Below are 24,192 nucleotides of genomic sequence, written 5' to 3' on the forward strand. Positions count from 1 at the left end.
TCATCGATCGGTCCCGTCAGGCCGCCGGCAGGTGCACCCGGAAGGTGCTGCCGTGGCCGAGCTCCGACTCGATCTCCAGGCGGCCGTCGTGGCGGTCGACGATCCGCCGCACGATGGCGAGACCGAGGCCGGTGCCCGGCTGGGAGATCGCGAGCGGGTTGGAGGAGCGGAAGAACTCGGTGCCGAGGCGCTCCCGGTCCGCCGCCGAGATGCCGATGCCCTCGTCGGCGCAGGTCAGCACGACCTCCGCCCCGACGTGCTCGAGGCGCACCGTGACGCTGCCCCCCTCGGGGGTGTACTTGACGGCGTTGCTGAGCAGGTTGGCGGTCACCCGGTCGAGCTCGTCGGCGTCGCCGAGGGCGACCACCGGGTGGTCCGGCAGCTCGACGCGCAGGTCGATCCGCTTCTGATCGGCGGCGAGGCCGACCAGGTCCACCACGTCGTCGACGACGTCGCGCAGGTCGACCGGGCGGGCGATGACGGGGTTGTCGGGGTCGCCGACCTTCGAGAGCAGCAGCAGGTCGTCGATGACCTTGACCATCCGCTGGGCGCCCCGCTCCATCGCGGCGAGCGACCCCTTCGCCGTACCGGAGAGGTCCGGCGACGACTCGAGCATCTCCAGGTAGCCGAGCACCGACGAGAGCGGGTTCTTCAGCTCGTGGGCGACGGTCGCGATCAGCTGGCCCTTGTAGGTGTCGAGCGCCCGGAACTCCTCGACGAGGCGGTGCTCGCGCTCGAAGGTGCGGGCGTTGAGGATCGCGCGGCCGAGGTCGTGGCCGATGTCGAGCGCGGTGGTCGCCTCCGACTCCGTCCACTCGGGGGCGCCGGGGAGGCGGGTCAGCACGAGGTTGCCGACGCACTCGGGGCCGGCGCCGAGCGGCACGAAGAGCAGCGAGCCCACGTCGATCCGGCGCATGAAGTCGACGACGAGCCGGCCCTGGGTCTCGTCGAGCGGTGGGCCGAACTCGCGCCCGGGCGCGATGATCGACGTCTGCTGCAGCCGCCAGGCCTCGTGCGCGGCGGCCTCGGCGATCTCGCGCAGCTCTCGGGTGAGGACGATCTCGGAGCCGTCGGTGGAGTAGATGTGGCCCAGCCCGTCGTCGCGCTGGCTGAACGTCTGGATCCACATCCCCGCTGCGCGGAAGCCCTCCACGAGCGCCTCGCGGCTGTCGGCGAAGATCCGCTCCAGGCTGAGCTGGGCGGTGGCCCGGCGGACGATCCGGCGCGCGGCCTGCGCCATCCGGACCTGCTCGGCGAGCTCCTCCCGCTCCAGCGCGACGACCACGGCGCGGCCGGCCTGCTCGGCGTACTTGTTGAGCACCGCGCGCTGCGCCTCGTCGGGGCGCCGCCCGGTCACCGGCAGGTCCATCGCGAGGCTGCCGCGGAGCACCCCCGCGTCGTCGTACAACGGCGCGAGCAGCAGGTCGAGCGGGTGCCAGGCGTCGGGGTGGTCGATCGGCTCGATGTCGGGCACCCAGCCCCAGGTCTGGCCGGCGGAGGGGTCGAGGCGCTCGTGGGGCACGAACCTGAGCAGCCCCCAGTCGTCGGCCTTCGTGAGCTCCTCCAGCATCCGGGCGACGGGGCTGCGGGTGCCCTCGAGCTCGGCCCGCGCCTGCTCGTTGCCGGCGATCGCGACCGACTCGAGCATGCCGTCCTCGCGGACCACGCTGATCGCGGCGATGCCGAATCCCGCCAGCTCGGTGACCCCCTCCGCGATGAGCTGCAGGGCATCGCGCGACGCGGCGTCCGCCAGTCGCGGACGCCGTTCGCGGGGTGCTGCGGGGGTGTCCCGAGGCATCGGTCCTCGTCTTCTCCGGGGTTCCCGCCTCATGGTAGAGGTCGGCTCGCGGCGAGACGGCCGGACCGGCGAGGTCGCCTCGACTGGGTGGCGCGGCGAGTCCGCCCTAGACTCGGGTCGTGCCCTTCCAATCCAGCCCCCGCAGGGGCGGCGACGGCAGGCTGACCGCGGCTCTCGACCCTCATGAGCAGGGACCTCAGGACGCCTGCGGGGTGTTCGGCGTCTGGGCTCCGGGCGAGGACGTCGCCAAGCTGACCTACTTCGGGCTCTACGCGCTGCAGCACCGCGGCCAGGAGTCCGCGGGCATCGCGGTGAGCAACGGCCGGCAGATCCTGGTCTACAAGGACATGGGCCTGGTCTCCCAGGTCTTCGACGAGACCACGCTGGAGTCGCTCAAGGGGCACCTCGCCATCGGCCACAGCCGATACTCCACGACCGGCGCGAGCACCTGGGAGAACGCCCAGCCGACCTTCCGGCCCACCGCCGACGGCTCGATCGCGCTCGGCCACAACGGCAACCTGATCAACACCCACGAGCTCGCGCAGATGGTCGTGGACCTGCCGGGCCCCGACGACGAGCTCGAGCTGCACACCCGGCCGGTCGAGTCGTCGACCAACGACACCGGCCTGGTCACCGCGCTGCTCGCGCACCACCCCGACACCTCGCTGGAGCAGCGCGCCCTGGAGGTGCTGCCGCTGCTGCGCGGGGCGTTCTGCTTCGTCTGGATGAACGAGGACACCCTGTACGCCGCGCGCGACCCGCAGGGGATCCGCCCGCTCGTGCTCGGTCGCCTCGAGCGCGGCTGGGTGGTCGCCAGCGAGGACGCCGCACTCGCCACGATCGGCGCCAGCGTGGTCCGCGAGGTCGAGCCCGGCGAGATGATCGTCATTGACGAGAACGGTCTCCGCTCGCACACCTTCGCCGAGCCCGCGCCCAAGGGCTGCGTCTTCGAGTACGTCTACCTGGCCCGCCCCGACGCCACGATCAGCGCCCGCTCGGTCCACGAGTCGCGGGTCGAGATGGGGCGCCAGCTCGCCCGGGAGTACCCCGTCGAGGCCGACCTGGTGATCCCGGTGCCCGAGTCGGGCACGCCCGCCGCGGCCGGGTACGCCGAGGAGGCCGGGATCCCGTTCGGCCAGGGCTTCGTGAAGAACGCCTACGTCGGACGCACCTTCATCCAGCCCAGCCAGACGCTGCGCCAGCTCGGCATCCGGCTCAAGCTCAACGCGCTGGAGCACATGATCCGCGGCAAGCGCGTCGTGGTCGTCGACGACTCGATCGTCCGCGGCAACACCCAGCGCGCCCAGGTGCGGATGCTCCGCGAGGCCGGGGCGCTCGAGGTGCACGTGCGGATCTCCAGCCCGCCCGTGAAGTGGCCGTGCTTCTACGGCATCGACTTCGCCACCCGCGCGGAGCTGATCGCCAACGGCCTGACCCCCGAGGAGATCGCCGCGAGCATCGGCGCGGACAGCCTCGGCTACATCTCGCTCGCCGGCATGGTCGCCGCCACCGGACAGTCGGCCGACCGGCTGTGCCGGGCGTGCTTCACCGGCGAGTACCCCGTGCCGCTGCCCGACGAGAGCCTGCTCGGCAAGCATCTGCTGGAGGCGACCCTGAGCTCGCCGACCGTCGGCAAGGCCCTGCCCGTCCTCAACAACCCGTGACCAACGGCCGGCACCGAGCCGGCCGTGAGTAGGAGCGTCGTGTCCGACCACAAGCCCAACGCGTACGCCGAGGCCGGGGTCTCGATCGAGGCCGGCGACAAGGCCGTCGAGCTGATGAAGGTCTGGATCGACAAGGCCCGTCGCCCCGAGATGATCGGCGGCATCGGCGGCTTCGCCGGCCTCTTCGACGCCTCCGCCCTGAAGTCCTACGAGCGGCCGCTGCTCGCGACCTCCGCCGACGGCGTCGGCACCAAGGTCGCGATCGCCCAGGCACTCGACAAGCACGACACGATCGGCTTCGACCTGGTCGGCATGCTCGTCGACGACCTCGTCGTCTGCGGTGCCGAGCCGCTCTTCCTCACCGACTACATCGCGACCGGCCGGGTGGTGCCCGAGCGCATCGCGGCGATCGTGAAGGGCATCGCCGAGGCCTGCGTCGAGGCCGGCTGCGCCCTGCTGGGCGGCGAGACGGCCGAGCACCCCGGGCTGCTCGGCCCCGACGAGTACGACGTGGCGGGCTCGACCACGGGCGTGGTCGAGGCCGACCGGCTGCTCGGCCCCGGGCGGGTCCGCCCCGGCGACGTCGTACTGGCGATGGAGGCCTCCGGCCTGCACTCCAACGGCTACTCGCTGGTGCGGCACGTGCTGCTCGCGACCGCGGGCTGGTCGCTCGACCGGCACGTCGACGAGCTCGGCCGGACCCTGGGGGAGGAGCTCCTCGAGCCCACCCGGATCTACGCGAAGGCCTGCCTCGCGCTCGCCGACCGGACCCGCACCCACGCGATGTCCCACGTCACCGGCGGCGGCCTGGCCGCGAACCTGGAGCGGGTGCTGCCGGTCGAGCTGACCGCGACCATCGACCGGGCGACGTGGACCCCCCAGCCGGTCTTCGACCTGGTCCGCCGGGTCGGCGACGTACCCCAGCCGGACCTCGAGATGACCCTGAACTGCGGTGTCGGCATGGTGGCGCTGACCGACCCCGCCGACGCGGACGCAGCGATCGCGGTGCTCGGCGAGCACGGCGTCCGGGCCTGGATCGCGGGCGAGGTGAGCGCCGCCGCCGAGCGCGGCGGCACCGTCGAACTGGTCGGACAGCACCCCGGCTGGTGAGTTTCCGTGTGACTGGTCCGACTTCCGGTCGAACCGATGTGCGGGAACAGCCACCCAGCAGGTAGCGTTGGCCCCACGAGAACTCTTGAGACAGCCCGGGAGCCGAGAGCCCCGGCCGAGGTGCGAGGGGGTCGGACCCTATGGGGCGCGGCCGAGCGAAAGCCAAGCAGACGAAGGTCGCTCGCGACCTGAAGTACCGCACGCACGAGACGGACTTCGGTGCGCTTGCGCGTGAACTGCACGGGCAGAGCGAGCGAGATGACAGCGACCCGCCCGAGCCGGACGGGCTCGACGAGTGGTCGGACTACTCCGACTCGCGTCGCGACTGATACCTCTCTAGCCCACCTGGCTGGTCCTCGGTGGGTGGGGCCGACGGGCGCGGGGTTCACTCTCCTGCGTGAGTCCGGTGGTCGAGGTGCGAAGGCGCGCTGGCGCCTGAGCCTCGAAACCACCTGGATGCGGGCATGCTCCGGGTGGTTGGTCGGGGCGGCCGCGCGGTAGCCGACCGGCTCCCGCCGTCAAGGAGCTCGCTGGCGCTCGGCCGCTGCGCGGCGGCCTGCGGCCGTCCTTGAGCGCGGGACCCTGCCGGTCGGCCGACGGGCGCGGTTGTCGGCACGGGCTCCGCCCGCGCCGCCGCTGACGCGGCCGCCCTCTTCCCCCGAGAACCATCACGCCGCGTGGAGGCGCGCCCGGGGACGCATCAGGTGTCACACCGGCACCCCGCCTCCCACCTGGCAGTCGATACCCGCACGACACGCCGTGTCGGCCCGGCGGGTCGTGCGGGTTCCGGCTGCCAGCAGCCGAAACCCCGCGATGACTACCGCGGCAGCCACATCCCGCGCAGCCGACCGACCTCGCGCATCCGCCGCTCGGCGAGCCGGTCGGCGGCGATGGCGGGAGGTACGCCGTCGGACGCGGCGAGCTCGAGGACCCGCAGGGTGGTGTCGAAGATGCCGGTGGTGCGCTGGTGGGCGCGCTCGAAGCTGAACCCTTCGAGACGCTCGCTGCGCGAGCTCCTCAGGGACCGCCCTTCCGGATCCTCGTCGCGCGAGCTCCTCAGGGACCGCCCTTCGAGCTCGTCGGCGACCTGGATCAGGCCGCCGGCGTTCACGCAGTAGTCCGGTGCGTAGAGGATGCCGCGCTCCTCGAGCGACTTCTCGACGCCGGGGTGGGCGAGCTGGTTGTTGGCGGCGCCGCAGACGATCCGCGCCGAGAGTGCCTCGACGACGGTGTCGGTGAGCGCGTCGCCCATCGCGCAGGGCGCGTAGACGTCCAGCTGCGCGGCGACCAGCGCGGCCTCGGACGCCACCACCCGCACGGTCGGGAAGTCCGACCGCACCCGCTCGACCGCCGGCTCCGACACGTCGGTGACGACCACCGAGGCGCCGTCCTCGACCAGGTGCCGCACCAGATGGCTGCCGACCTTGCCGACACCGGCGACACCGACCACCCGGCCCTCCAGCGACGGCCCGCCCCAGGCGACGGTCGCGGCCGCGCGCATGCCCTGGAAGACGCCGTACGACGTGAGCACCGAGCTGTCCCCGGCGCCGCCGTGGGCGACGGTCCGGCCGGTCACGAAGGAGCACTCGCGGGCGATGTCGTCCATGTCCACGGAGAAGGTGCCGACATCGCACGCGGTGTAGTAGCGCCCGCCGAGGGACTGGACGTGCCGGCCGTAGGCGCGCAGCAGCGCCTCGCTCTTCGTCGTGGCCGGGTCCCCGATGATGACCGCCTTGCCGCCGCCGAGGTCGAGCCCGGCGAGCGCCGCCTTGTAGGACATGCCGCGCGAGAGGTTGAGCACGTCGCGCAGGGCGTCGGCGGTCGAGGCGTACGGGTGGAAGCGAGTGCCGCCCAGCGCCGGACCGAGGGCGGTCGAGTGGATCGCGATGATGGCCTTGAGGCCGGTGCCGGGGTCGTGGGCGAAGACGACCTGCTCGTGCTCGGATCCGGGTTCGAAGACGTCGGACATGGTGGTCCTGCTTTTCTGGATCGGCCACGGGGTGGGTGGCGCAGTGGTCGGCACGCAGGGGTGGCGCGTGCCCTGCATCACACGGTAGTCCGGGCCTCCGGCCGCATGAAGACCAGGTCGCCGTGGGTCCCGTAGCCGGCGATCCGGCCACCGTGCCGGGTGCCGTCGAAGGCCACCAGCAGCCAGGAGTCGCCGACCGGCACCAGCGTCGGCCACGGGATGTTGGTCGGGTACGGCGCGGCCAGCGTGCCGGTCTCCCGCAGGTCCAGGTCGAAGACCGGGTAGCGCTCGCGCAGCCGCCGCCGGCTGTCCCGCCCGTCGCTGGCCAGCACCCGCCAGCCGTCGCCGAGCCGGACCAGCGTGGTGCCCTCGGTCGCGGTCCGGTCGGCCGCGGCGGCGCGCAGCGTCAGCGCGTCGAGTGAGGGTCCGCTCGCGAGCGCGGGATGGAAGACGAAGAACGCCGGGGCGCTCACGAAGCCGACCAGCCACTCCTCGCCGTCGCGCACCAGGTGCGGGTCCCACACCCCGACCGAGCGCAGCCCCTCCGTGGGCAGCACCAGCGGCCGGGTGTCGAGCAGGTGTCGTCCGCCGAGCAGGTCGGCCGAGGTCTCGGCCAGCGTGACGCCCACGGTCGCGCCCGGCCGGCGACGGTCGAAGTCGCCCCACGTGCTGGTCGCGACCAGCCATCGGTCGCCGTCGCGCACCACGTGGGTGGCGTGGTCGCCGTACGCCCCGGGCGCGTCCGGCCGGCGGAAGAAGAGGTCCGACACGTGCTGGAGGTCCAGGCTGTCGACGTCGAGCGACCAGACCGACGTGTGGGCGGTGTCGAAGAAGCCGGGGCCGGCGCTCGTGGCCGACAACAGCACCCGGTCGCCGAGCCGGTACGGCGCGCCGTCGGTGTGGCTGACCAGCCGGACGTCGCGCAGGCCCAGTTGGCCGAACCGGCCGGCTCGCGGGGCGTCGCTCCCGAGCTCGCCCAGCCAGGCCTCGTCGCGGGTGTCGATCCGGCTCCGCAGGTCGACCTTGGCCCGCGCGGTCCAGGCGTCGCCGCCCCGGGTGAGCGCGGTGACGTGGGTGCCGGTCAGCGCCAGGGCGACCTCGCGCACCGGGCCGTCGGGCCGGGCGAGACGACGGGAGCGGTGCTCGGTGGTGCGCCCGCCGGTCGTCACCTCGAGCCAGACCGAGTCGCCGTCGTACCGCGCCACCAGCCGGTCGGAGCCGGACGCCAGCTCGAGCGACCCCGGGCCGGTCACCGCGGCGTACGGTGCCACGACCTCGTCGAGCGACGAGCCCGGCACGACCAGGTCGACGGGGCGGCGACGGGCGACGACCTCGAAGCGGGGGAGCACCGCAGGATTCTCCCAGTCGCGGTCAGCCGTCGCGGGCGGTGGCCTGCTGGAGGGCCGACACGGCCAGGTCGACCTCGGCGGTGAGCTCGTCGAGCAGCTGCGCCGTGTCGTCGGTGCGCCCGGCGTGGCCGAGCGTCTCGAGCCGCTCGGCGATCGCGGCCACCCGCGGCAGGCCGAGGTTGAGTGCGCTGCCCTTGAGCTGGTGGGCCGAGGTGAGCAGCGCGTCGGCGTCGGCGCGCTCGACGGCGCCCCGGATCGCCAGCACCTGCCCGCCGACGCGGCCCATGAAGGACGCCGCGGTGCGCTCGAAGAAGGACGTGCCGTCCTTGACCAGCGCCGCCAGCACCTCCACCCGCTCGGGGTCGAGGACGCCGGGTGGGGCGACCGCCTCGACCGACGACGGGCACGGCACGATCGGGGCCGCGGGCGGCAGGCCGGCCCAGGTCCGCAGCGCGCGCTCGACCTCGGCCACGTCGACGGGCTTGGTGAGGTAGTCGTCCATGCCGGCCTCGAGGCAGCGCTCACGCTCGCCCTCGAGCGCCGACGCGGTCATCGCGATGATCGGGACCCGCTGCCCGGCCGGCTCACGGGCGCGGATCCGGCGGGTCGCGTCGAAGCCGTCGAGCGTCGGCATCCGGCAGTCCATGAGCACCGCGGCGTACCCGTGCTCCCCGGTCAGCCGGTCCACGGCCGCCGCGCCGTCGTCGGCGACGTCGACCGTGCAGCCCAGGTGCTCGAGGAGACCGGTCGCGACCAACTGGTTGACGGCGTTGTCCTCCACGACCAGCACCCGGAGGCCGAGGTCGGCACCGGCTGCCGCGCCGCGCTCCCCGGAGGAGGGGTGCGGGCGCGGGGCGAGCACGGCGAGCAGCGCGTCCTGCAGCTCGAGGTGCCGCACGGGCTTGCTCAGGCAGGTCCGGATCCCCGCGTCGGCCACCCGCTGCCGCGACACCTGCTCGGAGCTGAGCAGCAGCATCTCCGCGGGTGGCACCGCGGGGTCGGCCCGCACCAACCCGGCGAGCTCGAGCCCGTCGATGTCGGGCATCCGCTGGTCGAGCACGATCACCTCGAACGGATCGCCGTGCCGCGCGGCCCCGCGCAGTACGTCCAGCGCGGCCTCGGAGGAGGCGACCGCGACCGCGCGCATGTGCCAGGCGGCCAGCTGGTGCTCGAGGATCATCCGGTTGGTCTCGTTGTCGTCGACGACCAGGATCCGGCGCCCGCGCAGCTGACCGGACCCGGCCACGTCGCGGTCCGCCGCGCTCGCGACCCGCCCGAGCCGGGCCGTGAACGAGAAGGTGCTGCCGACGTCCGGCTCGCTGCTCACCCACAGTTCGCCGCCCAGCGCGGCGACGAGCTGGCGGGAGATCGCGAGGCCGAGCCCGGTCCCGCCGTGTCGGCGGGTGGTCGACGGGTCGGCCTGGGTGAACGCGTCGAAGACCGACTCGCGGGCGTGCGGCGCGATGCCGACCCCGGTGTCGGTGACGTCGACGCGGAGCACCACGTCGCGCGGGGTCTGGCGCTCCACGTGGGCCTCGATCACGACCTCGCCGCAGTCGGTGAACTTCACCGCGTTGCTCCCGAGGTTGCTCACCACCTGGCCGAAGCGCACCGCGTCGCCGCGCACCACGAGGGGGACGTCGGGGTGGCACGCGACGACCAGCTCGAGTCCCTTCTCGTGGGCCGGCCCGCTGAGCACCGACGCGACCTGGTCGAAGGCGGCGCGGACGTCGAAGTCGGCCACCTCCAGCTCGAGCTTGCCCGACTCGATCTTGGAGAGGTCGAGGATGTCGTTGATGATCCCGAGGAGGGTCATCCCGGCGTTCTGCAGGTTGGCGGCCAGCCGGCGCTGGTGCTCGTCGAGGTCGGTGCGCAGCAGCAGGTCGGTCAGGCCGATGACGCCGTTCATCGGGGTCCGGATCTCGTGCGACATGGTCGCGAGGAACTCCGACTTGAGCCGGGAGGCCTCCATCGCGTCGTCGCGCGCCTCGGCGAGATGGGCGGCGCTGCGCTCGCGCTCGGCGACCACCGCGAGCTGGTGTCCGATCTGGGTCATCAGCTCGCGGGAGTTCTCGTCGGGCGGGATCTCGTCGGCGACCAGCTCCACGACGCAGACGACCTCGTGGCCGAGCAGCACCGGCATCGCGACCAGCCGGTGCGTCGCGGCCAGCGCCGACGGGATGCCCACCGCCACCTCGCGGGCCGCGCGGGCGACCTCCGCCAGGGAGCGGTCCGGCTCGACGGCGACGCCGTCGCCGCGCATGTCGAACAGCTCCGGCTCGTCCCCCGGCCCGTCGTACAGATAGGCGCAGATCGTCGCCCAGGTGGTGTTCTCGGGGACGCCGGCGCCCATCATCACCAGCGCCTCGCGCAGGCTCGTCGCGCGGTTGGCGGCCATCGCCATCTGCTGGAGCAGGAAGAGCCTCCGCGTCGCCTCCGCCGCCTGCTCGTCGGCGGTGTGGAGATCGGTGATGTCCTGGGCGGTTCCGCTCATCCGGACCACCGTGCCGTCGGCGGCGCGCCGCACGACGCCGCGGCCGCGGACCCACCGCACCGCGCCGTCGCGCCGTACCACCCGGTGGTCGAACTCGTACTCGCCCACGGTGGACTCGGCGGCCTCCTGGATCGACGCCGCGGCGTGCTCGCGGTCGCCGGGGTGGACCAGGCGCAGGTACTCCTCGAAGTCCGGGCTGGTGCCGGACGGCACGTCGAAGATCCGGCACAGCTCGTCCGACCAGTGCACTCGGTCGGTCGCGACGTCCCACTCCCAGCTGCCGATGCGCGCGATCCGCTGCGCGGTGGCGAGCTGGTGCTCGCGCTCGACGAGTGCGTCGTGCCGCACCTTGCGCTCGGTGTGCGCCGTGACCCGGTGCAGCCAGCCCAGGCGGGTGCCGTCGTCGTCAGCGACCGGCGTGCAGCTGATCAGGCCCCACACCGAGCTGCCGTCGGGCCGCAGGAAGTAGGCGTCGACGTTGTCGACCCCCGTGCCGGTCGCGATCATCCGGGCCAGGGACCGCAGGAAGTCCTGCTGGCCCTGCGCGTCCATGGTGTCGACGACCGGGAGCCCCGCCATCTCCTCCGGGGCCCGGCCGAGGATGCCGGCCATCGCGTCGTTCGCCCAGCTGGTCACGCCCGCGTCGTCGATGAGCCACAGCCCGTCCGGGTTGGCCTCGAAGAGCCGTCGCAGCAGGGCGGGGTCGGCCCCCGGCCCCTTCTGACGCCCGCCGGTCATGGGTCATTCTTACCCGACCCGGGTGGGCCGGCGGGCAACACCATCTGCACGCTGGTACCGCGACCGGTGGCGGCGGTGATCGTGAGCGCTCCGCCCAGCTCGGCCGCGCGCTCCCGCATCGACCGCAGCCCGATCCCGGTGTCGTCGGCCTCGGAGATCCCGCGGCCGTCGTCGGCGACGGTCAGGCGGAGCGCGTCGTCGTCGAGCCGCTCCAGCCGCACCGAGCAGTGGCCGGCGTCGGCGTGCCGGTGGGCGTTGAGCACCGCCTCGGCGGCCACGTGGTAGATCGTCACCTGGCGCCGGCCGTCGATTAGGTCGGGCCGGTCGGCCGCCACGTCGATGTCCATGCCGGTGCTGCTGAACCGCCGGGCCAGCGCGTCGAGCGCCTCGCCGAGCCGACCCTCCTCCAGCGCCGGCGGCAGCAGGGACCGCGACATCAGCCGGATGTCCTGGGCGCGGTGGGTCAGCTCCTCCTGGAGGTGTCCGAGCAGCTCCGCGTCCGCCGCGGTCAGCGTCGACGTGCGCACCATCCCCGCGAGCGCGAGCGAGATGCCGGCGAGGGACGGACCGAGGCTGTCGTGCAGCTCACGGCGCAGCAACCGGCGCTCCTCCTGGCGTACGTCGAGCAGCCGACTGCGGGCCCGCTCCAGGTCGGCGTTGACCAGGGCGAGGTCGAGGGCGCTGGCGACCAGCCCGGAGATCTGCCGCACCAGCTGCAGGGTGCGCAGGTCGAGCCGCTCGCCCGGGGGCGGGCCCAGCCACAGCGTCCCGACCTGCCGCCCGCGACTGTGGAGCGGCACGGCGACCAGCCCGTCGGCCGGGGTGCCGGCCGTCACCGACAGCTGGGCGTCCATCGCCTCGACGACGACCGTGGCGAGGCGCAGGCTGCGGCGCAGCCCCTCGGTGAGGTCCTCGAGCACGCTCCGGTCGTCGCCCGGCCCGGCCTGGGCGCCCAGCCGCTCGAGCAGCTGGCCCGCGTCGGACGCCGATCCGTAGACCAGCCGCTCCACCCGCTGCTGCAGCCAGCCCCGCACCGGCATCGCCGCCAGGGCGAGCAGGGCGACGGCGAACAGGCCCGCGTCCTCGCGCTCCACGGGCAGCAGCTGGCCGCCCAGCCACACGAGCACGACGTACGCCGCGATCACGAAGAGGGTGAGCAGCGCGCCGACGGTGGCCCGGGAGACCGCGAGGTCGAGGTTCCAGGTCGGCCGGCGCACCACGACGAAGATGGCCGCCGACAGCGCGAGCATCGCCGCGGTCAGGCCGGCGGCGCCGAGGGTCAGCGTCAGCCGGCCCAGGCTCAGCCCGATCTCAAAGCTGACGTAGGCCACCGTCGTCGTCAGCACGCTCACCAGCACCCAGCGCAGCGCCCGGCGGTCGCCCCCGGAGCTGCGCCGCACGCGCGCCGCGAGGTCGGCGACCGCCACGAGCCCCAGCAGCACGTAGACGGGGACGGCCCAGTCGTCGTAGGCCTGCGCCGCCTCGGCGACCCAGGTGCCGCCGGTGAGTGGGTTCGGGGGAGCGTCGGCCGTCTGCGTCAGGTAGCGCACCACCCCGGCCGAGATCGCCACCGCGGCGGCCAGCAGCGCCAGCACCCGCCGCAGCCCGGTCGGGGTCCGCGGGCCGATCAGGCACGGCACCAGCAGCACGCACGCCAGAACCCCCGTCACCCAGCCGGTGACGACGAGCTGGCTGAGCCAGGCGTACGCCGGCACGTCCGGGTGCTCGACGCCCAGCACGGCGTACTGGATCCCGAACGCCGTCAGGCAGAACCCCAGCCCCACCAGCTCGAGCGCCCACCCGATCAGGTGTCCGCTCCGCACCACCACGAACGCCCCGAACGACGCGTAGACCACCGCGATCAGCAGGTCGGAGGGGTAGAACTGCCGGTGCACCACGAACGGCGGCCCGGGCGAGCCGATGTTGACGGTCGCCAGCACCAGCGAGACCAGGCCGAGCGCACAGACCGCCCCGCCCACCGCCAGGGCGAGCGTCCGCTGCCCTCGCCCGGTCGCGGGCGCGACCCCGACGTCCAGCACGGCACCCTCCCCACCCACGCGACCGACCGTTGCGGGCTCATCGTGCCGCAGCCCGGCCGGGGGCGTCATCCGGATCGAGCAAGCGGTGCCTCCGTCCGTATGACGTCCCGGCAGGGCAGTGACGTCCCAGGAGGTGCGACTCCCGGCCCGCTCGGCGACCGGTGTCGTCAGCCCGTCGTGGCGCCCGATGCTCCGCCGGTGAGGCCGCCCACCAGCTCGGAGACCTCCGTCGCCCAGGGCCCGAGCTGGGCCGGCGAGACCCGCTGGCGCAGCTTGGCGTACTCCTCGACCACCGCGGCGAGCAGCTCGACCATGCCGATCGGCCGGTCCCGTCCGGCCGCGAGGAAGGCCGCGCTCAGGGCGGCGTTGCGGATCGAGCCGCCACTGATCTCGAAGGAGCGCGCCAGGTGGTCGAGGTCGACGTCGCCGCGCGGCGCGTCGGCCAGGCAGCGCTCCCAGATCCGCACCCGGTCGTCGGGGCTCGGCATCGGGAAGGAGACCGTGGTGTGGATGCGGCGCAGGAACGCGTCGTCGATGTTGCCTTGGAAGTTCGAGGTGAGCACGACGAAGCCGTCGTAGGTCTCGAGCCGCTGCAGCAGGTAGGAGACCTCCATGTTGGCGTAGCGGTCGCGGGCGTCGGTGACGGCCGAGCGGCTGCCGAAGAGCGAGTCCGCCTCGTCGAAGAGCAGCAGGTAGTTGCCGGCGTGCGCGGCGGAGAAGATCTGCTCGAGGTTCTTCTCGGTCTCGCCGATGTACTTGCTCACCAGCGCGGACAGGTCGACGCGGAAGAGGTCGACGCCGAGCTCGTGCGCGATCACCTCGGCGCTGGTGGTCTTGCCGGTGCCGGAGTGGCCGGAGAAGAGCGCCACGACGCCCGGTGAGGGGTAGAGCGGCAGGTGCCACTCGTCATGCACGCGCGCCCGGTGCCGGTAGCGGTCGACCAGGGCGCGGAGCTGGCGCTCCTGCGGCGGCGGCAGCACCAGGTCCGACCACGTCGCCCGGGGCTCGACCCGCCGGGCGTGCTGGAGCAGCGACCCCGAGGCGAGCCGGCGCAGGGCGCGCACCGGGTCGGTGTCCGCGTCGGCGACCAGCTCGAGGGACCGCAGCTGGCTGGCGCTCGGACGCCGCGCCGGCAGCTCCGCCTCGCCGAAGACCGCGCTCCACTCGGCGGCGTCGACCTCCGGGCCGGCGGCGACGACCTCGGTCCAGCGCTGCCGGGGGAGTGACTCCAGGGCCACCGGCTCGGCCGCGCAGACGGCGATCGGCAGGTGTCCGGCCCGGTCGATCCAGCGCCGGGCGAGCGGGCCGATCGGCTCGCCGCGCTCCTCGGAGCGCGGCGGCAGGTCGAGGACCAGGCCGGCTCCCACCACCGTCGCCTGGGCCACCAACGCCTCCCAGCCCCGCTCGTCGGGCGGGGGTACGGCGACCAGGAAGGCCACCCCGGCGGTCCGGTCGGTCGCGGCCTGGACCCGGCGTACCCGGTCGGGACCGCTGACCAGCACCCGCTCGCCCCCCGCGGCCCGGTCGGCCGGGGCCACCGAGACCTCGAGGTCCGCCGGGAGGTCGGGGTCGAAGGAGAGGTCGCCGACCAGCGCCCATGCCACCCGCCGGGCCAGCTGCACGGTGCTGCCGCCGAGCGGGCCGCCGCCGACGACCCGCACCAGGGCGGCGCGGCGCAGGGGCGCGTCGTCACCGACCGCGGTCACCGCGTCGTCGCCGAGCATCGAGCGCAGCATGCCGACGGTGAGCGGTCCACCGAGGAGCTGCCCCACCGCCTCGTCGAGCTCGGCGGCGGCGGCGAGGGCGAGCACCGTGGCGTCCGGCTCGGCCAGGCCGGCGTACCGCGCGATGCGCCCGAGCACGGTGTCCTGCTCCAGCTCCGCGAGGAGGTCCTTGCGCGCGTCGGCGATCAGCGGCTCGTACGCCGCCGCCACCTCCTCGCGGGTCGGTCCCTGCCGCTCGGGCCGACCGGCGAGGCGGTCGAGCTCGCCCGGCAGCAGCACGCCGTCGCTCTCCCCCTGCAGGCCGCCCACCAGGGCCGTCCGCTCCGCGAGCAGGCGGCCGAGGCGCTCCCAGGCCTGCGCCACCCGGTCAGCCTCGTCCGCTGGCGGCGGTGAGCTTCTTGGCGATCAGCGTCTGCCTCGCGGCGAGCACCGCCTTGAGCTGGTCCGTGGTCCGGGACTTGAGCTTCGACCGGGAGCCGCCGTCGAACGCCTCCTGGAGCTCGACGATGATCGCCGACTGGTCGATGCCTCCGAGGAGCTCGCGGACGAGCAGCGGCGCGAGCCGGTCGGCCACGGTGTTCGGCAGGTGGTTGTCGAAGATGTGGGCGCCGAGCACCTTGACCGCGAACGAGTTGGAGTTGCCGCCCCAGAAGAGGCCGATCTCCAGTGCGTCGGACAGCAGCTGGTGCACCTCGCGGTCGGAGCTGTCCGGCCCGTTCGGCAGCTCGTCGAGGAGCGCGCGCTTCAAGGCGGCGTCGCACTCGACGTCGAGGGCGATGCGGCGGTTCTCGCGTGCCGACTGGTGATAGGTCTTCTGCCCGTGGCGGCTCTTGTCGTACGTCGGGCCGCGCTGGCCGGACTTCGCGTCCCAGCTCTCCTGCAGCTTGCCGTCCTTCTCGGCCTGCTTGACCGCCTTCTGCACCTCGGTGAAGCGGCTGACCGTCGCGTCGATCTCGGGCTTGGAGAGCAGCCCAGTCAGGGCGGCGCGGATGTCGGCGGGCGTGATCTGCAGGATCTTCTGGCCCATCTCCTTGTCGATGTACTCGGGGAGCCCCTTGTAGTTCTGGGCGCCCTTGTAGTCGACGGAGGTCATCTTGCTGCCGAACGCCATGTCGAGGTCGATGCCCGTGACGCCGGTGACATTGCCCTTGCCGTCGTCCTGGACGAAGTAGTTGCCCATGTGGCGGTCGAGCTGTCCGCAGATCGCGTCGAGCAGCTGGAGCTTGTTGAGGCCGCGCTGGAGCACGGGGTCGTAGAGGTCGACCGATCCGGGATCCTTCTCGTCGCCCGCGACGTGGTACTTCACGTCGACGGCCTTCGTGCCCTTCGAGCTCTCCAGCACGGTGCCGAGGACGCTCTTGCCGTCCCCGTTCTTGTGCACGGCGAACTCGGCGCGTGCCGTGACGCCGGCGTTGAACAGCTGGTCGAGGCGGTAGAGCGCGATCGACCGAGCGCCGTAGTTGGGGTCGACCTGCCGGATCCCGACCTCGGTCTCGTGCCCCTCGGACTTCGCGTTGAAGCCCTTGTCCTCCTTGAAGAACCCGGACATCTCGCCCGACTCGGTCTTGAAGTGGAGCTCCGAGACCTGGTTGACCTGGCCGCCGTCCTGGCGACCCGTGCCGGTGACCTGGTTCGTGCTGAGCCCCAGGGAGCTCAGCCACCCCTGACCGTCCTTCGCGCTGAGCAGCGAGACCTCGTGGCCGACGCGCGGATCCAGCAGGGCCACGGCCTGGCGGCGCCCGGACTTGGTGCGGTCGTCCTCGGTGCGGTTCTCCTCGATGTCGTTGTTGAGACCGCCGAACCGGGACCGCTCGAACTTGGCGTCCTCCTTGGTGCTGTCGTTCGACTTGCGCCAGTCCTTGACCGCCGACTGGATCTTGGCGAGCAGCTTGAGCATGCCCGGCTTGGCCTTCATGAGGACCATGGGGTCGGGGTTCTTGCCGCCGGCGAGGAGCTTGGTCTCCTCCAGCTCGTAGGCCTTCGTGCCGGCGACGATCTTGTCCCAGTTGGTGAGGAGCCCGATCGCCTTCCGGAACTTCCCGGAGGTCATGCCGCCGCCCTGTTGCTCCAACGCCTCGGCCGTGCCGCGCAGCTTGCGGCGGGCCGGGCCGCCCTCCTGCACCGTGTGGGCGAGCTCGTGCGCGAGCGTGTGCCGGCCGGCCGCCGAGGTCGGGTCGTACTCCCCGCGGGCGAAGAAGATGTCGCGCCCGGTCGTGAAGGCGCGGGCGGACATCTGCCGGCTCAGCTCGTCGGCGCGGGCGTCGGTGTGGATGCGCACGTCGCCGAGGCTGTGGCCGAAGCCGGCCTCCATCTCGCGGCGTACGCCGCTGTCCAGCGCGGACCCGCCGCCGCGCGCGGACTCGATCGCGCCGGTGGCACCCTCGTCCAGCGTTCCGCCCGCCGCCCCGATCGTCCCCGTCGTGCCGGCGGCCGGCGCCCGGCGCACGCCGTCGTCGTGGCCGCACCCGGGCGCGTGCTCGTGGCGCTCCGCGAGCCTGCCGAGCACCTGGGCGGCGACCGCGTCGGCCTCCAGCTCGGCGCGGTCGTCGGCCGCCCCGACCTCGAGCGACCGACGCACCGGGGGAGCGGGCTCCGCCTGCTCGCTCCGGTCGAGCAGTGCGGACATCGCTCGACCTGCCGGCAGCTGCGCAGCGAAGGTGGCTCGGCGCACGGGGATCCTCCAGGGGGCTCGGGGCGGCGACCACGCTAGCGAGCGGACGCCCCTCCTCACATCCGAATGGGTGAAAAGGGCTGGTCGGTCTGGGCCACTCCGACCCCAGGGTGCCCCGGCCCGATCCGGGTGGTTGACGGGGGCGGCAGCGTCGGGGAACGTTCCTGCATGGAGCGCGTGCCCCACGAGAACGTCGCCACCGTGCTGGTCGACCCGGGGGTGCTGCACGAGCTCGAGGTGCACCTGATGACCCTCGACCTGCGGGTCTGGCCCATCACCACCGCCCCGATCTGCGCCGACGGCCCGCGTCGGGCGTTCCAGGAGCGGCGGCGGCTGCTGATGGCCCGCCGCGGCGCCTGGGACCACGCCGCCGACTGGACTCCGGTCTGGATCTCCTTCGGCGACAGCTGGTACGACGGCGCCGAGCCGCTCCCGTGGGCGGCCCACCAGACCCTCTACCGCACCCTGGAGCAGTACGCCGAGCGGGTCCGCTACCGGCCCGGCCTCGGCGGGGTGCCGCGGCTCGCCGTACCTCGGGAGCGCATCGCCTGACGCTCGGGGGCGGGGCCGAATGTGACGAGGGCCCCGCCGGAGACCGGCGGGGCCCTCGCTGCAGGTTCGGAGCCCTGCGTGCTCGTGGGCAGGGGCGGGGTCGAACCGCCGACCTTCCACTTTTCAGGCGGACGCTCGTACCAACTGAGCTACCTGCCCGAGCGACGCACACCCTACAGGAGCGTCCGCCGACCGACGAAAACCGGGCGTCCGAAGGTCGGGTGGGATTCGTGCGACGTGCCGTCCCGCCCTATGCTGCTGGGTGCGTCTGGCCCCCATCGTCTAGCGGCCTAGGACCCCGCCCTTTCACGGCGGTAGCGCCGGTTCGAATCCGGTTGGGGGTGCGAGCGCCACGGCCACCGGCGCCGATTGGGAAGCTGGGTGGTTCGTGGGTTAGAGTTCCACGGCTCCAGCAATGAAGCACCAGCACCACACCTGGCCCCGTAGCGCAGTTGGTTAGCGCGCCGCCCTGTCACGGCGGAGGCCGCGGGTTCGAGTCCCGTCGGGGTCGCCATTGAAAGGCCCTCTGATCAGCGGAAACGCAGTCAGAGGGCCTTTCGCCTGCAGAAGCCCTGCAGAAGCCGTGCAGAATCTCGGTGCAGCGGCGCGAGAGGCCGAGGTTGGCCGGGCCCGGATGCCCGCCGACCTGCAGAACGCCGGTTGCGAGCACCTCCCCTGGCAGGCTGGCGACTGCCGGCTCCGCCCTACGTCTCCGGCGTCCTTGCCGAATCGCGCAGAAGATTGCGCAGTAGGTCGCGCCGAAGCCTGTGCGGAGCTGGTCGCCGATCGAGGAGGGTTCCGTCCGGTGCGGTCGTCGCCGCCTACACTCAATCCATGACCGCGCACCGCGACGAGCTCATCCACCTGATCGAGGGTCTGCCCGACGATCAGGTCGAGCTCGTGCTCGCGGACGTCCGGCGCCTGGTCTCACCGACGCCGGTCGGAGAGTGGCCGCCGAGGTTCTTCGGCATCGGCGAATCTCGAGATGGCCGCACGGACAACGCACGACGTGTCGACGAGGTACTCGCTGAGGGATTCGGCGCCCGCCGGTCGTGATCATCTGCGACACAGGCCCGATCTTCGCCGCAGCCGACCGCAGGGACGCCGACCACCATGCCTGCGTTGAGCTGTTCACCGGACTTCGCCTGGCTGGTCGACGGCTGCTGTTGCCGCAGACCGTCATGGCCGAGGTCGGCTACATGTTGGAGGCCAAGGTCGGAACCTTCGCCGAGGTCGCCTTCCTCGATTCGGTTGCCAATGGGAGCTTCGAATTGGTCAACCTGACCCGGTCGGATACCGCGCGCATCGCTGAGCTCGTGGCTCGCTACGACGATCTCCCGCTCGGTACCGCGGATGCGTCAGTGATCGCGCTCGCCGAGCGGTTCGGTGTCGCCGAGATCGCGACGCTCGATCGCCGGCACTTCCGAGTCGTCCGCCCTCGCCATGTGGAGGCATTCCTGCTGCTGCCGGAACTCTCGCCCTGAGAGCCAAGGCTCGAGATGCGTGCTGACCCGCGCAACCATCGGCGGGGACCGGCCCCGTCACGGCGGAGGCCGTGGGTTCGAGTCCCGTCGGGGTCGCTCAGCCGAGATGGCGAGAGGATGCCCCGGACCACCTGGTCCGGGGCATCGTCCATTTCCGGGCGCCGTCGCCGGGGCCGCCCCGCTTCGTGCGACCCGCCACAATGGCGCCATGCCGGTGGAGATGTCGCCCGAGGACTTCGACGCGCTCGTCGACCGCGCCCTCGACGGGATCCCGGACGAGATCGCCGCGCTGGTCCGTAACGTCGTGGTGCTCGTGGAGGCCGAGCCGCCCGAGGGCGAGCCCGACGACCTGCTCGGCCTCTACGACGGCATCGCGCTGACCGAGCGCTGGGGCGACCCGATGATGAGCCTGCCGGACCGCATCTTCATCTTCCGCAACCCGCTGCTCGACATGTGCGGGAGCGTCGAGGAGCTCGAGGACGAGGTCCGGATCACGGTCGTGCACGAGGTCGCGCATCACTTCGGCATCGACGACGACCGCCTGCACGACCTGGGCTACGCGTGACCCGGCCCGCGTCGTACGCCGCGGGTCACGAGGCGCTGCTGCGCGGGCGCGCCGAGGGCGCGTTCTTCCACGGCAGCGGCGCCTCGCCGCGCTCCTGCCGGACGAACTCGCTGAGGAACCAGCGCTGGAAGCGCTGCTGACCCGGCGTCCGGGCGAGGGAGAGCAGGCGCTCCTCGCGGCAGAAGGCGTCGGCGAGGTCGAGCAGCTCGATGAACCGGCCGATCGTGGCCGCGGTCTCGCGCGGCATCGCGACATGCAGGTCGGCGGCGGCCGCGCCCGAGGCGAGCGCCTGCTCGATCTGCTCGGCGCCGATGCCCTCGCGCAGGTCGCGCTCGAGCGAGCCGAAGAGGTCGGAGAGGTCCTTGGCGAGTGGGTAGTCGGACTCGTGCGCGAGCGCGAGCAGCCGCACCTCCCGCCGCAGCTCGCGGTAGTGCCGCTGGAACTGCACGAACGACCGCAGGGGTACGCCGACGATGTCGATGTGCATCTCGTCGGGCGATGGCTCGGGCTTGGTCGGGGGCTGGTGGCCGGTGATCCTGCCCGCGACCGGCACCCCACCGGGCCGGGTGGCCGGAGCGAACCAGACGGTCTTCCCGTCGTCCTCGAGGTCGACCCCCCACGCGGTCGAGCAGCGGGCGACGATGCCGAGGCCGCGGCCGAACGTGAGCAGCACGTCGTCCTCGACCCGTACCTCGTCCGTCGGCATGACCGGCTGCTCCACCGACCCGTCCTGGACCTCCACGCGCGGGTGCTCGCGCGTGCCCCGGACCCGCACGGTCAGCTGCGGCTCGGCGTGCAGCAGGGCGTTGGTCACCAGCTCGGAGACGCCGAGCTCGGCGCACTCGGCCAGGTCGTCGCGGCCGATCTCGTGGCAGGTGCCGACCACCCAGCGGCGTGCGTCCTGCACGCTGCGGGGCCCTGGACCCAAGGACAGGGCGGGCCTGTTCAGAGGCACGGTCGTCTCCACGAGAGGCTCATGAGGGCATGCTTGATCACGGCAGTGCCGCTGACGGCTCGTCTACCCCCGCGAATCCGCACCGAAACCTGGCCCGTGGGGCCGATTCCGGTGGTCCAGACATCTGGTCGGCACGGAACTGGTCGTCGGCCGTCGCTGTGACGGACCAGACCCGGCGGGAATGGCCCGATCCGGGCCGCGACCGGAACAATGGGTACGGCGGAGGGTGTTCTGACAGCACGGTCCACAGCGGTAGTGAGAGGTTCACGATGGCAACGCAGCCGAGCACCGAGGTCGTCGAGCAGCCGAGCGGCAAGCACCGGGTGGTGGTCATCGGCTCCGGGTTCGGTGGGCTGTTCGGCACCAAGGCGCTGCGGCACGCGGATGTCGAGGTGACGATGGTCGCGAAGACCACCCACCACCTCTTCCAGCCGCTGCTCTACCAGGTCGCCACCGGCATCCTGTCCCAGGGCGAGATCGCCCCGCCGACGCGCGAGATCCTCGCCGGCCAGCGCAACGCGCAGGTGCTGCTCGGCGAGGTCAGCGCGATCGACCTCGCCGCCCACACCGTGACCTCGACAGTCCTGGGCCGCTCGACGATCACGCCGTACGACTCGCTGATCGTCGCCGCCGGCGCCGGCCAGTCCTACTTCGGCAACGACCGCTTCGCCGAGTTCGCACCGGGCATGAAGAGCATCGACGACGCGCTCGAGCTGCGCGGGCGGATCTTCGGCGCCTTCGAGCTGGCCGAGATCGGCGCCAGCCGCGGCGAGAACGTTGACCACCTGCTGACCTTCGTCGTCGTCGGCGCCGGACCGACCGGCGTCGAGATGGCCGGGCAGATCGCCGAGCTCGCGCACCGCACCCTCAAGAAGGACTTCCGAGCGATCAACTCGCGGCACGCACGGGTGATCCTGGTCGACGCCGCGCCGCAGGTGCTGCCGCCGTTCGGCAGGAAGCTCGGCGAGAAGACCAGGTCCGAGCTGGAGAAGCTCGGCGTCGAGGTCGTGCTCGGCGCGATGGTGACCGACGTCGACGAGCGCGGCATCGCGATGCAGTTCAAGGACGGTCGCGTCGAGCGCATCGACAGCGTCACCAAGATCTGGGCCGCGGGCGTCGCCGCGAACCCGCTCGGCCGCACGCTGTCGGAGCAGACCGGCGCGCCGCTGGACCGGGCCGGCCGGATCGCCGTCAACCCCGACCTCACACTCCCCGGACACCCCGAGGTCTTCGTGGTCGGCGACATGATCGCGCTCGACAACCTGCCGGGCGTCGCGCAGGTGGCGATCCAGGGCGCCAAGTACGCCGCCAAGGAGATCGACCGCCGACTGCGGTCCAAGCCCTCGCTGGGTCCGTTCACGTACTTCGACAAGGGCTCAATGGCGATCATCAGCCGGTTCCGCGCGGTGGCGCTGATCGGCCGGTTCCGGTTCACCGGACTGATCGCCTGGCTGATGTGGCTGGCGCTGCACCTGATCTACATCACCGGCTTCAAGAACCGCCTGACCGCGCTGCTGCACTGGTTCGTCTCGTTCATCGGCCGCGGCCGGTCCGAGCGCACCACCACCGAGCAGCAGATCTTCGCGCGCAGCGCGCTGGGGCGGCTCAAGCACGGCGCCGCCGACCTGGTCTCCGACCCCGGGGCGTACGACGCGGCCCGGGCGCTTCTCGAGACCACGCGTCGCGCGGAGCTCGAGGAGCGAGCGGCCGAGGAGGCCCGGCTCACCGACTCCGGCGTGCGCGGCGTCCGCGTCGAGCACCAGGTCGGCTGACCGCTACTCGGCGTACGACGGGGGCGTCTCCGCGGCGTCCCCGGTCGGGAACGCCAGCTCGCGCGCCCAGCGCGGCAGGATGAACAGGCCCTCCGCCTCGACGGTGACGCCCTCGGCGTCCTCGATCCGGCCGTGCGCCCAGGTCTTGATGCCCTCGGTGCGCTCGATCCACGCCTCCGCCCGCAGGTCGCCCAGGGGCGTCGCCCGCCGGTAGTGCAGGGTGAGTGTCGCGGTCATCCCGGGGCGACCCCCGGCGCCGGCCGCCTCGCCGAGCATCTGGTCGAGGATCAGCGCGGACACGCCGCCGTGCACCAGGCTCGGCGGGCCCTCGTACGCCGCGCCGAGGTGGAACTCGCACCGCACCCGGCCGGTGCTCTCGCGCTCGATGGCCAGCGGCGGGGCGATTGCGTTGCGCAGTCCCACGACCGAGTTGCCCCACGGCCGACCGTGGCCGGTCGCGTTGAAGCGCACGCCGTACGGGCCGTCGAGCTGGGAGCGCCGCAGCCGCGCCACGATGTCCTCGAGCTCGGCCTGCACCGCCCGGATCTCGTCGTCGTCGACCTCGGTGCGGATCGTCGCGTCGACGAGCTCCCGCACGACCTCGGTGAACGGCCCGTAGAGCCCCACCTCGTGCTCGATCTGCTCCGGGGTCATCTCGTCCTGCTGGAATCCACCCACCGCTCGATCCTAGAACACGTTCCATTTGATGGAATCGGAGCCATGACCTCCCTGGACCTTCCCGACGTCGCCCTCGCCGCCTCCTGGGCGGAGGCGATCGGCGAGTTCCATCGGGCGGGCGAGCAGCACGTCCACGGTGCGGGGCTGTGGGAGTTCGAGACGCTCGACGTCACCGAGGACGGCTGTCGCGCCGTCGTCGAGCACCTCGTCGCGCAGGCCGACCCGGCCACGCCGCTGCCCGACGACAAGGTGCACTGCACCTACTTCTGGATCACCGACCGCGACGGGCCCGACCGTGAGGTCGTCGGCTTCCTGGCGCTGCGGCACACCCTGAACGCCTGGCTGCTCGAGGAGGGCGGCCACATCGGGTACGGCGTACGCCCCTCACGCCGTCGGCAGGGCCACGCGTCCCGCGCCCTCGCCCTGGCCGTCCACCGGGCCGCCGACCTCGGAATCGACCGCGTCCTCGTCACCTGCGACGACGACAACGTGGGCTCGCGGGGCACGATCGAGCGCGGCGGCGGGGTCTACGAGGACACCCGCAACGGCAAGCGCCGCTACTGGATCGACACCGGGCTGACCCGCTCCTGATCCGGTCCGAAATGGAGTGAACCGCCGGCGTCTCGGGTC

The 24,192-nt window shown here is 72.8% G+C and carries 18 protein-coding genes and 3 tRNA genes; 11 read left to right on the top strand and 10 right to left on the bottom strand.

Translation table 11 applies throughout. The features are described 5' to 3' along the window. Nucleotides 1-16: 16 nt before the first annotated feature. Nucleotides 17-1,798 carry a sensor histidine kinase gene (locus FHU40_RS25360; protein WP_183595284.1) on the bottom strand — a complete coding sequence of 594 codons (1,782 nt, stop codon included), beginning with the start codon at nt 1,796-1,798 and terminating at the stop codon, nt 17-19. Nucleotides 1,799-1,917: 119 nt separating this feature from the next. Here FHU40_RS25360 and purF point away from each other — a divergent pair, with 119 nt between their 5' ends. The 3 genes from purF to FHU40_RS25375 all read left to right on the top strand — a co-directional run bounded on the left by purF (nt 1,918) and on the right by FHU40_RS25375 (nt 4,901). Further along, nucleotides 1,918-3,462, top strand: coding sequence for an amidophosphoribosyltransferase (gene purF / locus FHU40_RS25365; protein WP_183595285.1), 1,545 nt, complete (start codon nt 1,918-1,920; stop codon nt 3,460-3,462). 39 nt (nt 3,463-3,501) lie between these two features. After that, nucleotides 3,502-4,572, top strand: coding sequence for a phosphoribosylformylglycinamidine cyclo-ligase (gene purM, locus FHU40_RS25370; RefSeq protein ID WP_183595286.1), 1,071 nt, complete (start codon nt 3,502-3,504; stop codon nt 4,570-4,572). 140 nt (nt 4,573-4,712) lie between these two features. Continuing rightward, nucleotides 4,713-4,901, top strand: a complete 189-nt coding sequence (locus tag FHU40_RS25375; protein WP_183595287.1) for a DUF3073 domain-containing protein — start codon at nt 4,713-4,715, stop codon at nt 4,899-4,901. A 488-nt stretch (nt 4,902-5,389) separates the two neighbouring features. On the opposite strand, the gene FHU40_RS25380 is transcribed toward FHU40_RS25375, so the two are convergent. The 6 genes from FHU40_RS25380 to FHU40_RS25405 form a co-directional block, all read right to left on the bottom strand. Further along, nucleotides 5,390-6,541 (bottom strand): Glu/Leu/Phe/Val family dehydrogenase, encoded by a 1,152-nt coding sequence (locus FHU40_RS25380; RefSeq protein ID WP_183595288.1) that lies wholly within the window; start codon nt 6,539-6,541, stop codon nt 5,390-5,392. Nucleotides 6,542-6,618: 77 nt separating this feature from the next. Continuing rightward, nucleotides 6,619-7,890, bottom strand: coding sequence for a hypothetical protein (locus FHU40_RS25385; protein WP_183595289.1), 1,272 nt, complete (start codon nt 7,888-7,890; stop codon nt 6,619-6,621). Between the two features lie 22 nt (nt 7,891-7,912). Next, nucleotides 7,913-11,122 carry a response regulator gene (locus FHU40_RS25390; protein ID WP_183595290.1) on the bottom strand — a complete coding sequence of 1,070 codons (3,210 nt, stop codon included), beginning with the start codon at nt 11,120-11,122 and terminating at the stop codon, nt 7,913-7,915. Beyond that, a complete protein-coding gene (locus FHU40_RS29790; RefSeq protein ID WP_183595291.1) occupies nt 11,119-13,179 on the bottom strand; it encodes an ATP-binding protein in 2,061 nt (686 codons plus the stop codon). Before FHU40_RS29790 ends, FHU40_RS25390 begins: the two co-directional genes overlap by 4 nt. A 149-nt stretch (nt 13,180-13,328) precedes the next feature. Further along, nucleotides 13,329-15,248, bottom strand: a complete 1,920-nt coding sequence (locus FHU40_RS25400; RefSeq protein WP_183595292.1) for an AAA family ATPase — start codon at nt 15,246-15,248, stop codon at nt 13,329-13,331. A 4-nt stretch (nt 15,249-15,252) separates the two neighbouring features. Continuing rightward, nucleotides 15,253-17,511 carry an eCIS core domain-containing protein gene (locus FHU40_RS25405; RefSeq protein WP_183595293.1) on the bottom strand — a complete coding sequence of 753 codons (2,259 nt, stop codon included), beginning with the start codon at nt 17,509-17,511 and terminating at the stop codon, nt 15,253-15,255. A 213-nt stretch (nt 17,512-17,724) separates the two neighbouring features. Here FHU40_RS25405 and FHU40_RS25410 point away from each other — a divergent pair, with 213 nt between their 5' ends. Beyond that, nucleotides 17,725-18,108 (top strand): hypothetical protein, encoded by a 384-nt coding sequence (locus FHU40_RS25410; RefSeq protein ID WP_183592113.1) that lies wholly within the window; start codon nt 17,725-17,727, stop codon nt 18,106-18,108. Nucleotides 18,109-18,193: 85 nt separating this feature from the next. On the opposite strand, the gene FHU40_RS25415 is transcribed toward FHU40_RS25410, so the two are convergent. Continuing rightward, nucleotides 18,194-18,267: transfer RNA gene (locus FHU40_RS25415), tRNA-Phe, on the bottom strand. 112 nt (nt 18,268-18,379) lie between these two features. Between FHU40_RS25415 and FHU40_RS25420 the strand changes: the two genes are divergently transcribed. The 5 genes from FHU40_RS25420 to FHU40_RS25440 all read left to right on the top strand — a co-directional run bounded on the left by FHU40_RS25420 (nt 18,380) and on the right by FHU40_RS25440 (nt 20,157). Next, nucleotides 18,380-18,452: transfer RNA gene (locus FHU40_RS25420), tRNA-Glu, on the top strand. 93 nt (nt 18,453-18,545) lie between these two features. After that, nucleotides 18,546-18,622, top strand: a tRNA-Asp gene (locus tag FHU40_RS25425). A 320-nt stretch (nt 18,623-18,942) separates the two neighbouring features. Next, a complete protein-coding gene (locus FHU40_RS25430) occupies nt 18,943-19,164 on the top strand; it encodes a hypothetical protein (RefSeq protein ID WP_183592112.1) in 222 nt (73 codons plus the stop codon). Continuing rightward, the gene (locus tag FHU40_RS25435; RefSeq protein WP_183592111.1) at nt 19,161-19,592 is read left to right on the top strand and encodes a PIN domain-containing protein; all 432 of its coding nucleotides are present in this window, start codon (nt 19,161-19,163) and stop codon (nt 19,590-19,592) included. The genes FHU40_RS25430 and FHU40_RS25435 overlap by 4 nt, the downstream gene beginning before the upstream one ends. Nucleotides 19,593-19,800: 208 nt before the next feature. After that, on the top strand, nt 19,801-20,157 hold the full coding sequence (locus tag FHU40_RS25440; protein ID WP_183592110.1) for a metallopeptidase family protein: 357 nt from the start codon (nt 19,801-19,803) through the stop codon (nt 20,155-20,157). A 25-nt stretch (nt 20,158-20,182) separates the two neighbouring features. Here the strand turns inward: FHU40_RS25440 and FHU40_RS25445 are convergent, their stop codons facing one another. Next, nucleotides 20,183-21,064 (bottom strand): ATP-binding protein, encoded by an 882-nt coding sequence (locus FHU40_RS25445; protein ID WP_252274796.1) that lies wholly within the window; start codon nt 21,062-21,064, stop codon nt 20,183-20,185. A 317-nt stretch (nt 21,065-21,381) separates the two neighbouring features. Here FHU40_RS25445 and FHU40_RS25450 point away from each other — a divergent pair, with 317 nt between their 5' ends. Continuing rightward, nucleotides 21,382-22,884: an NAD(P)/FAD-dependent oxidoreductase gene (locus FHU40_RS25450; protein ID WP_183592108.1), complete on the top strand. Its 1,503-nt coding sequence runs from the start codon at nt 21,382-21,384 to the stop codon at nt 22,882-22,884. 3 nt (nt 22,885-22,887) lie between these two features. Here FHU40_RS25450 and FHU40_RS25455 read toward each other — a convergent pair whose 3' ends face one another. Continuing rightward, a complete protein-coding gene (locus tag FHU40_RS25455; RefSeq protein WP_215525470.1) occupies nt 22,888-23,562 on the bottom strand; it encodes a PaaI family thioesterase in 675 nt (224 codons plus the stop codon). Nucleotides 23,563-23,604: 42 nt separating this feature from the next. On the opposite strand from FHU40_RS25455, the gene FHU40_RS25460 reads away from it, so the two are divergent. Beyond that, nucleotides 23,605-24,153 (top strand): GNAT family N-acetyltransferase, encoded by a 549-nt coding sequence (locus tag FHU40_RS25460; protein WP_183592107.1) that lies wholly within the window; start codon nt 23,605-23,607, stop codon nt 24,151-24,153. The last annotated feature ends 39 nt before the right edge of the window (nt 24,154-24,192 follow it).

This window comes from Nocardioides soli (assembly GCF_014191495.1).
GTDB lineage: Bacteria > Actinomycetota > Actinomycetes > Propionibacteriales > Nocardioidaceae > Nocardioides > Nocardioides soli.

Excerpts from the sequence above, each read along its gene's own strand:
- FHU40_RS25430 (WP_183592112.1), top strand. The coding sequence starts at position 18,943 with ATGACCGCGCACCGCGACGAGCTCATCCACCTGATCGAGGGTCTGCCC.
- FHU40_RS25410 (WP_183592113.1), top strand. The coding sequence starts at position 17,725 with ATGGAGCGCGTGCCCCACGAGAACGTCGCCACCGTGCTGGTCGACCCG.
- FHU40_RS25440 (WP_183592110.1), top strand. The coding sequence starts at position 19,801 with ATGCCGGTGGAGATGTCGCCCGAGGACTTCGACGCGCTCGTCGACCGC.
- FHU40_RS25460 (WP_183592107.1), top strand. The coding sequence starts at position 23,605 with ATGACCTCCCTGGACCTTCCCGACGTCGCCCTCGCCGCCTCCTGGGCG.
- FHU40_RS25450 (WP_183592108.1), top strand. The coding sequence starts at position 21,382 with ATGGCAACGCAGCCGAGCACCGAGGTCGTCGAGCAGCCGAGCGGCAAG.
- FHU40_RS25375 (WP_183595287.1), top strand. The coding sequence starts at position 4,713 with ATGGGGCGCGGCCGAGCGAAAGCCAAGCAGACGAAGGTCGCTCGCGAC.
- FHU40_RS25390 (WP_183595290.1), bottom strand. The coding sequence starts at position 11,122 with ATGACCGGCGGGCGTCAGAAGGGGCCGGGGGCCGACCCCGCCCTGCTG.
- FHU40_RS25405 (WP_183595293.1), bottom strand. The coding sequence starts at position 17,511 with ATGTCCGCACTGCTCGACCGGAGCGAGCAGGCGGAGCCCGCTCCCCCG.
- FHU40_RS25380 (WP_183595288.1), bottom strand. The coding sequence starts at position 6,541 with ATGTCCGACGTCTTCGAACCCGGATCCGAGCACGAGCAGGTCGTCTTC.
- FHU40_RS25360 (WP_183595284.1), bottom strand. The coding sequence starts at position 1,798 with ATGCCTCGGGACACCCCCGCAGCACCCCGCGAACGGCGTCCGCGACTG.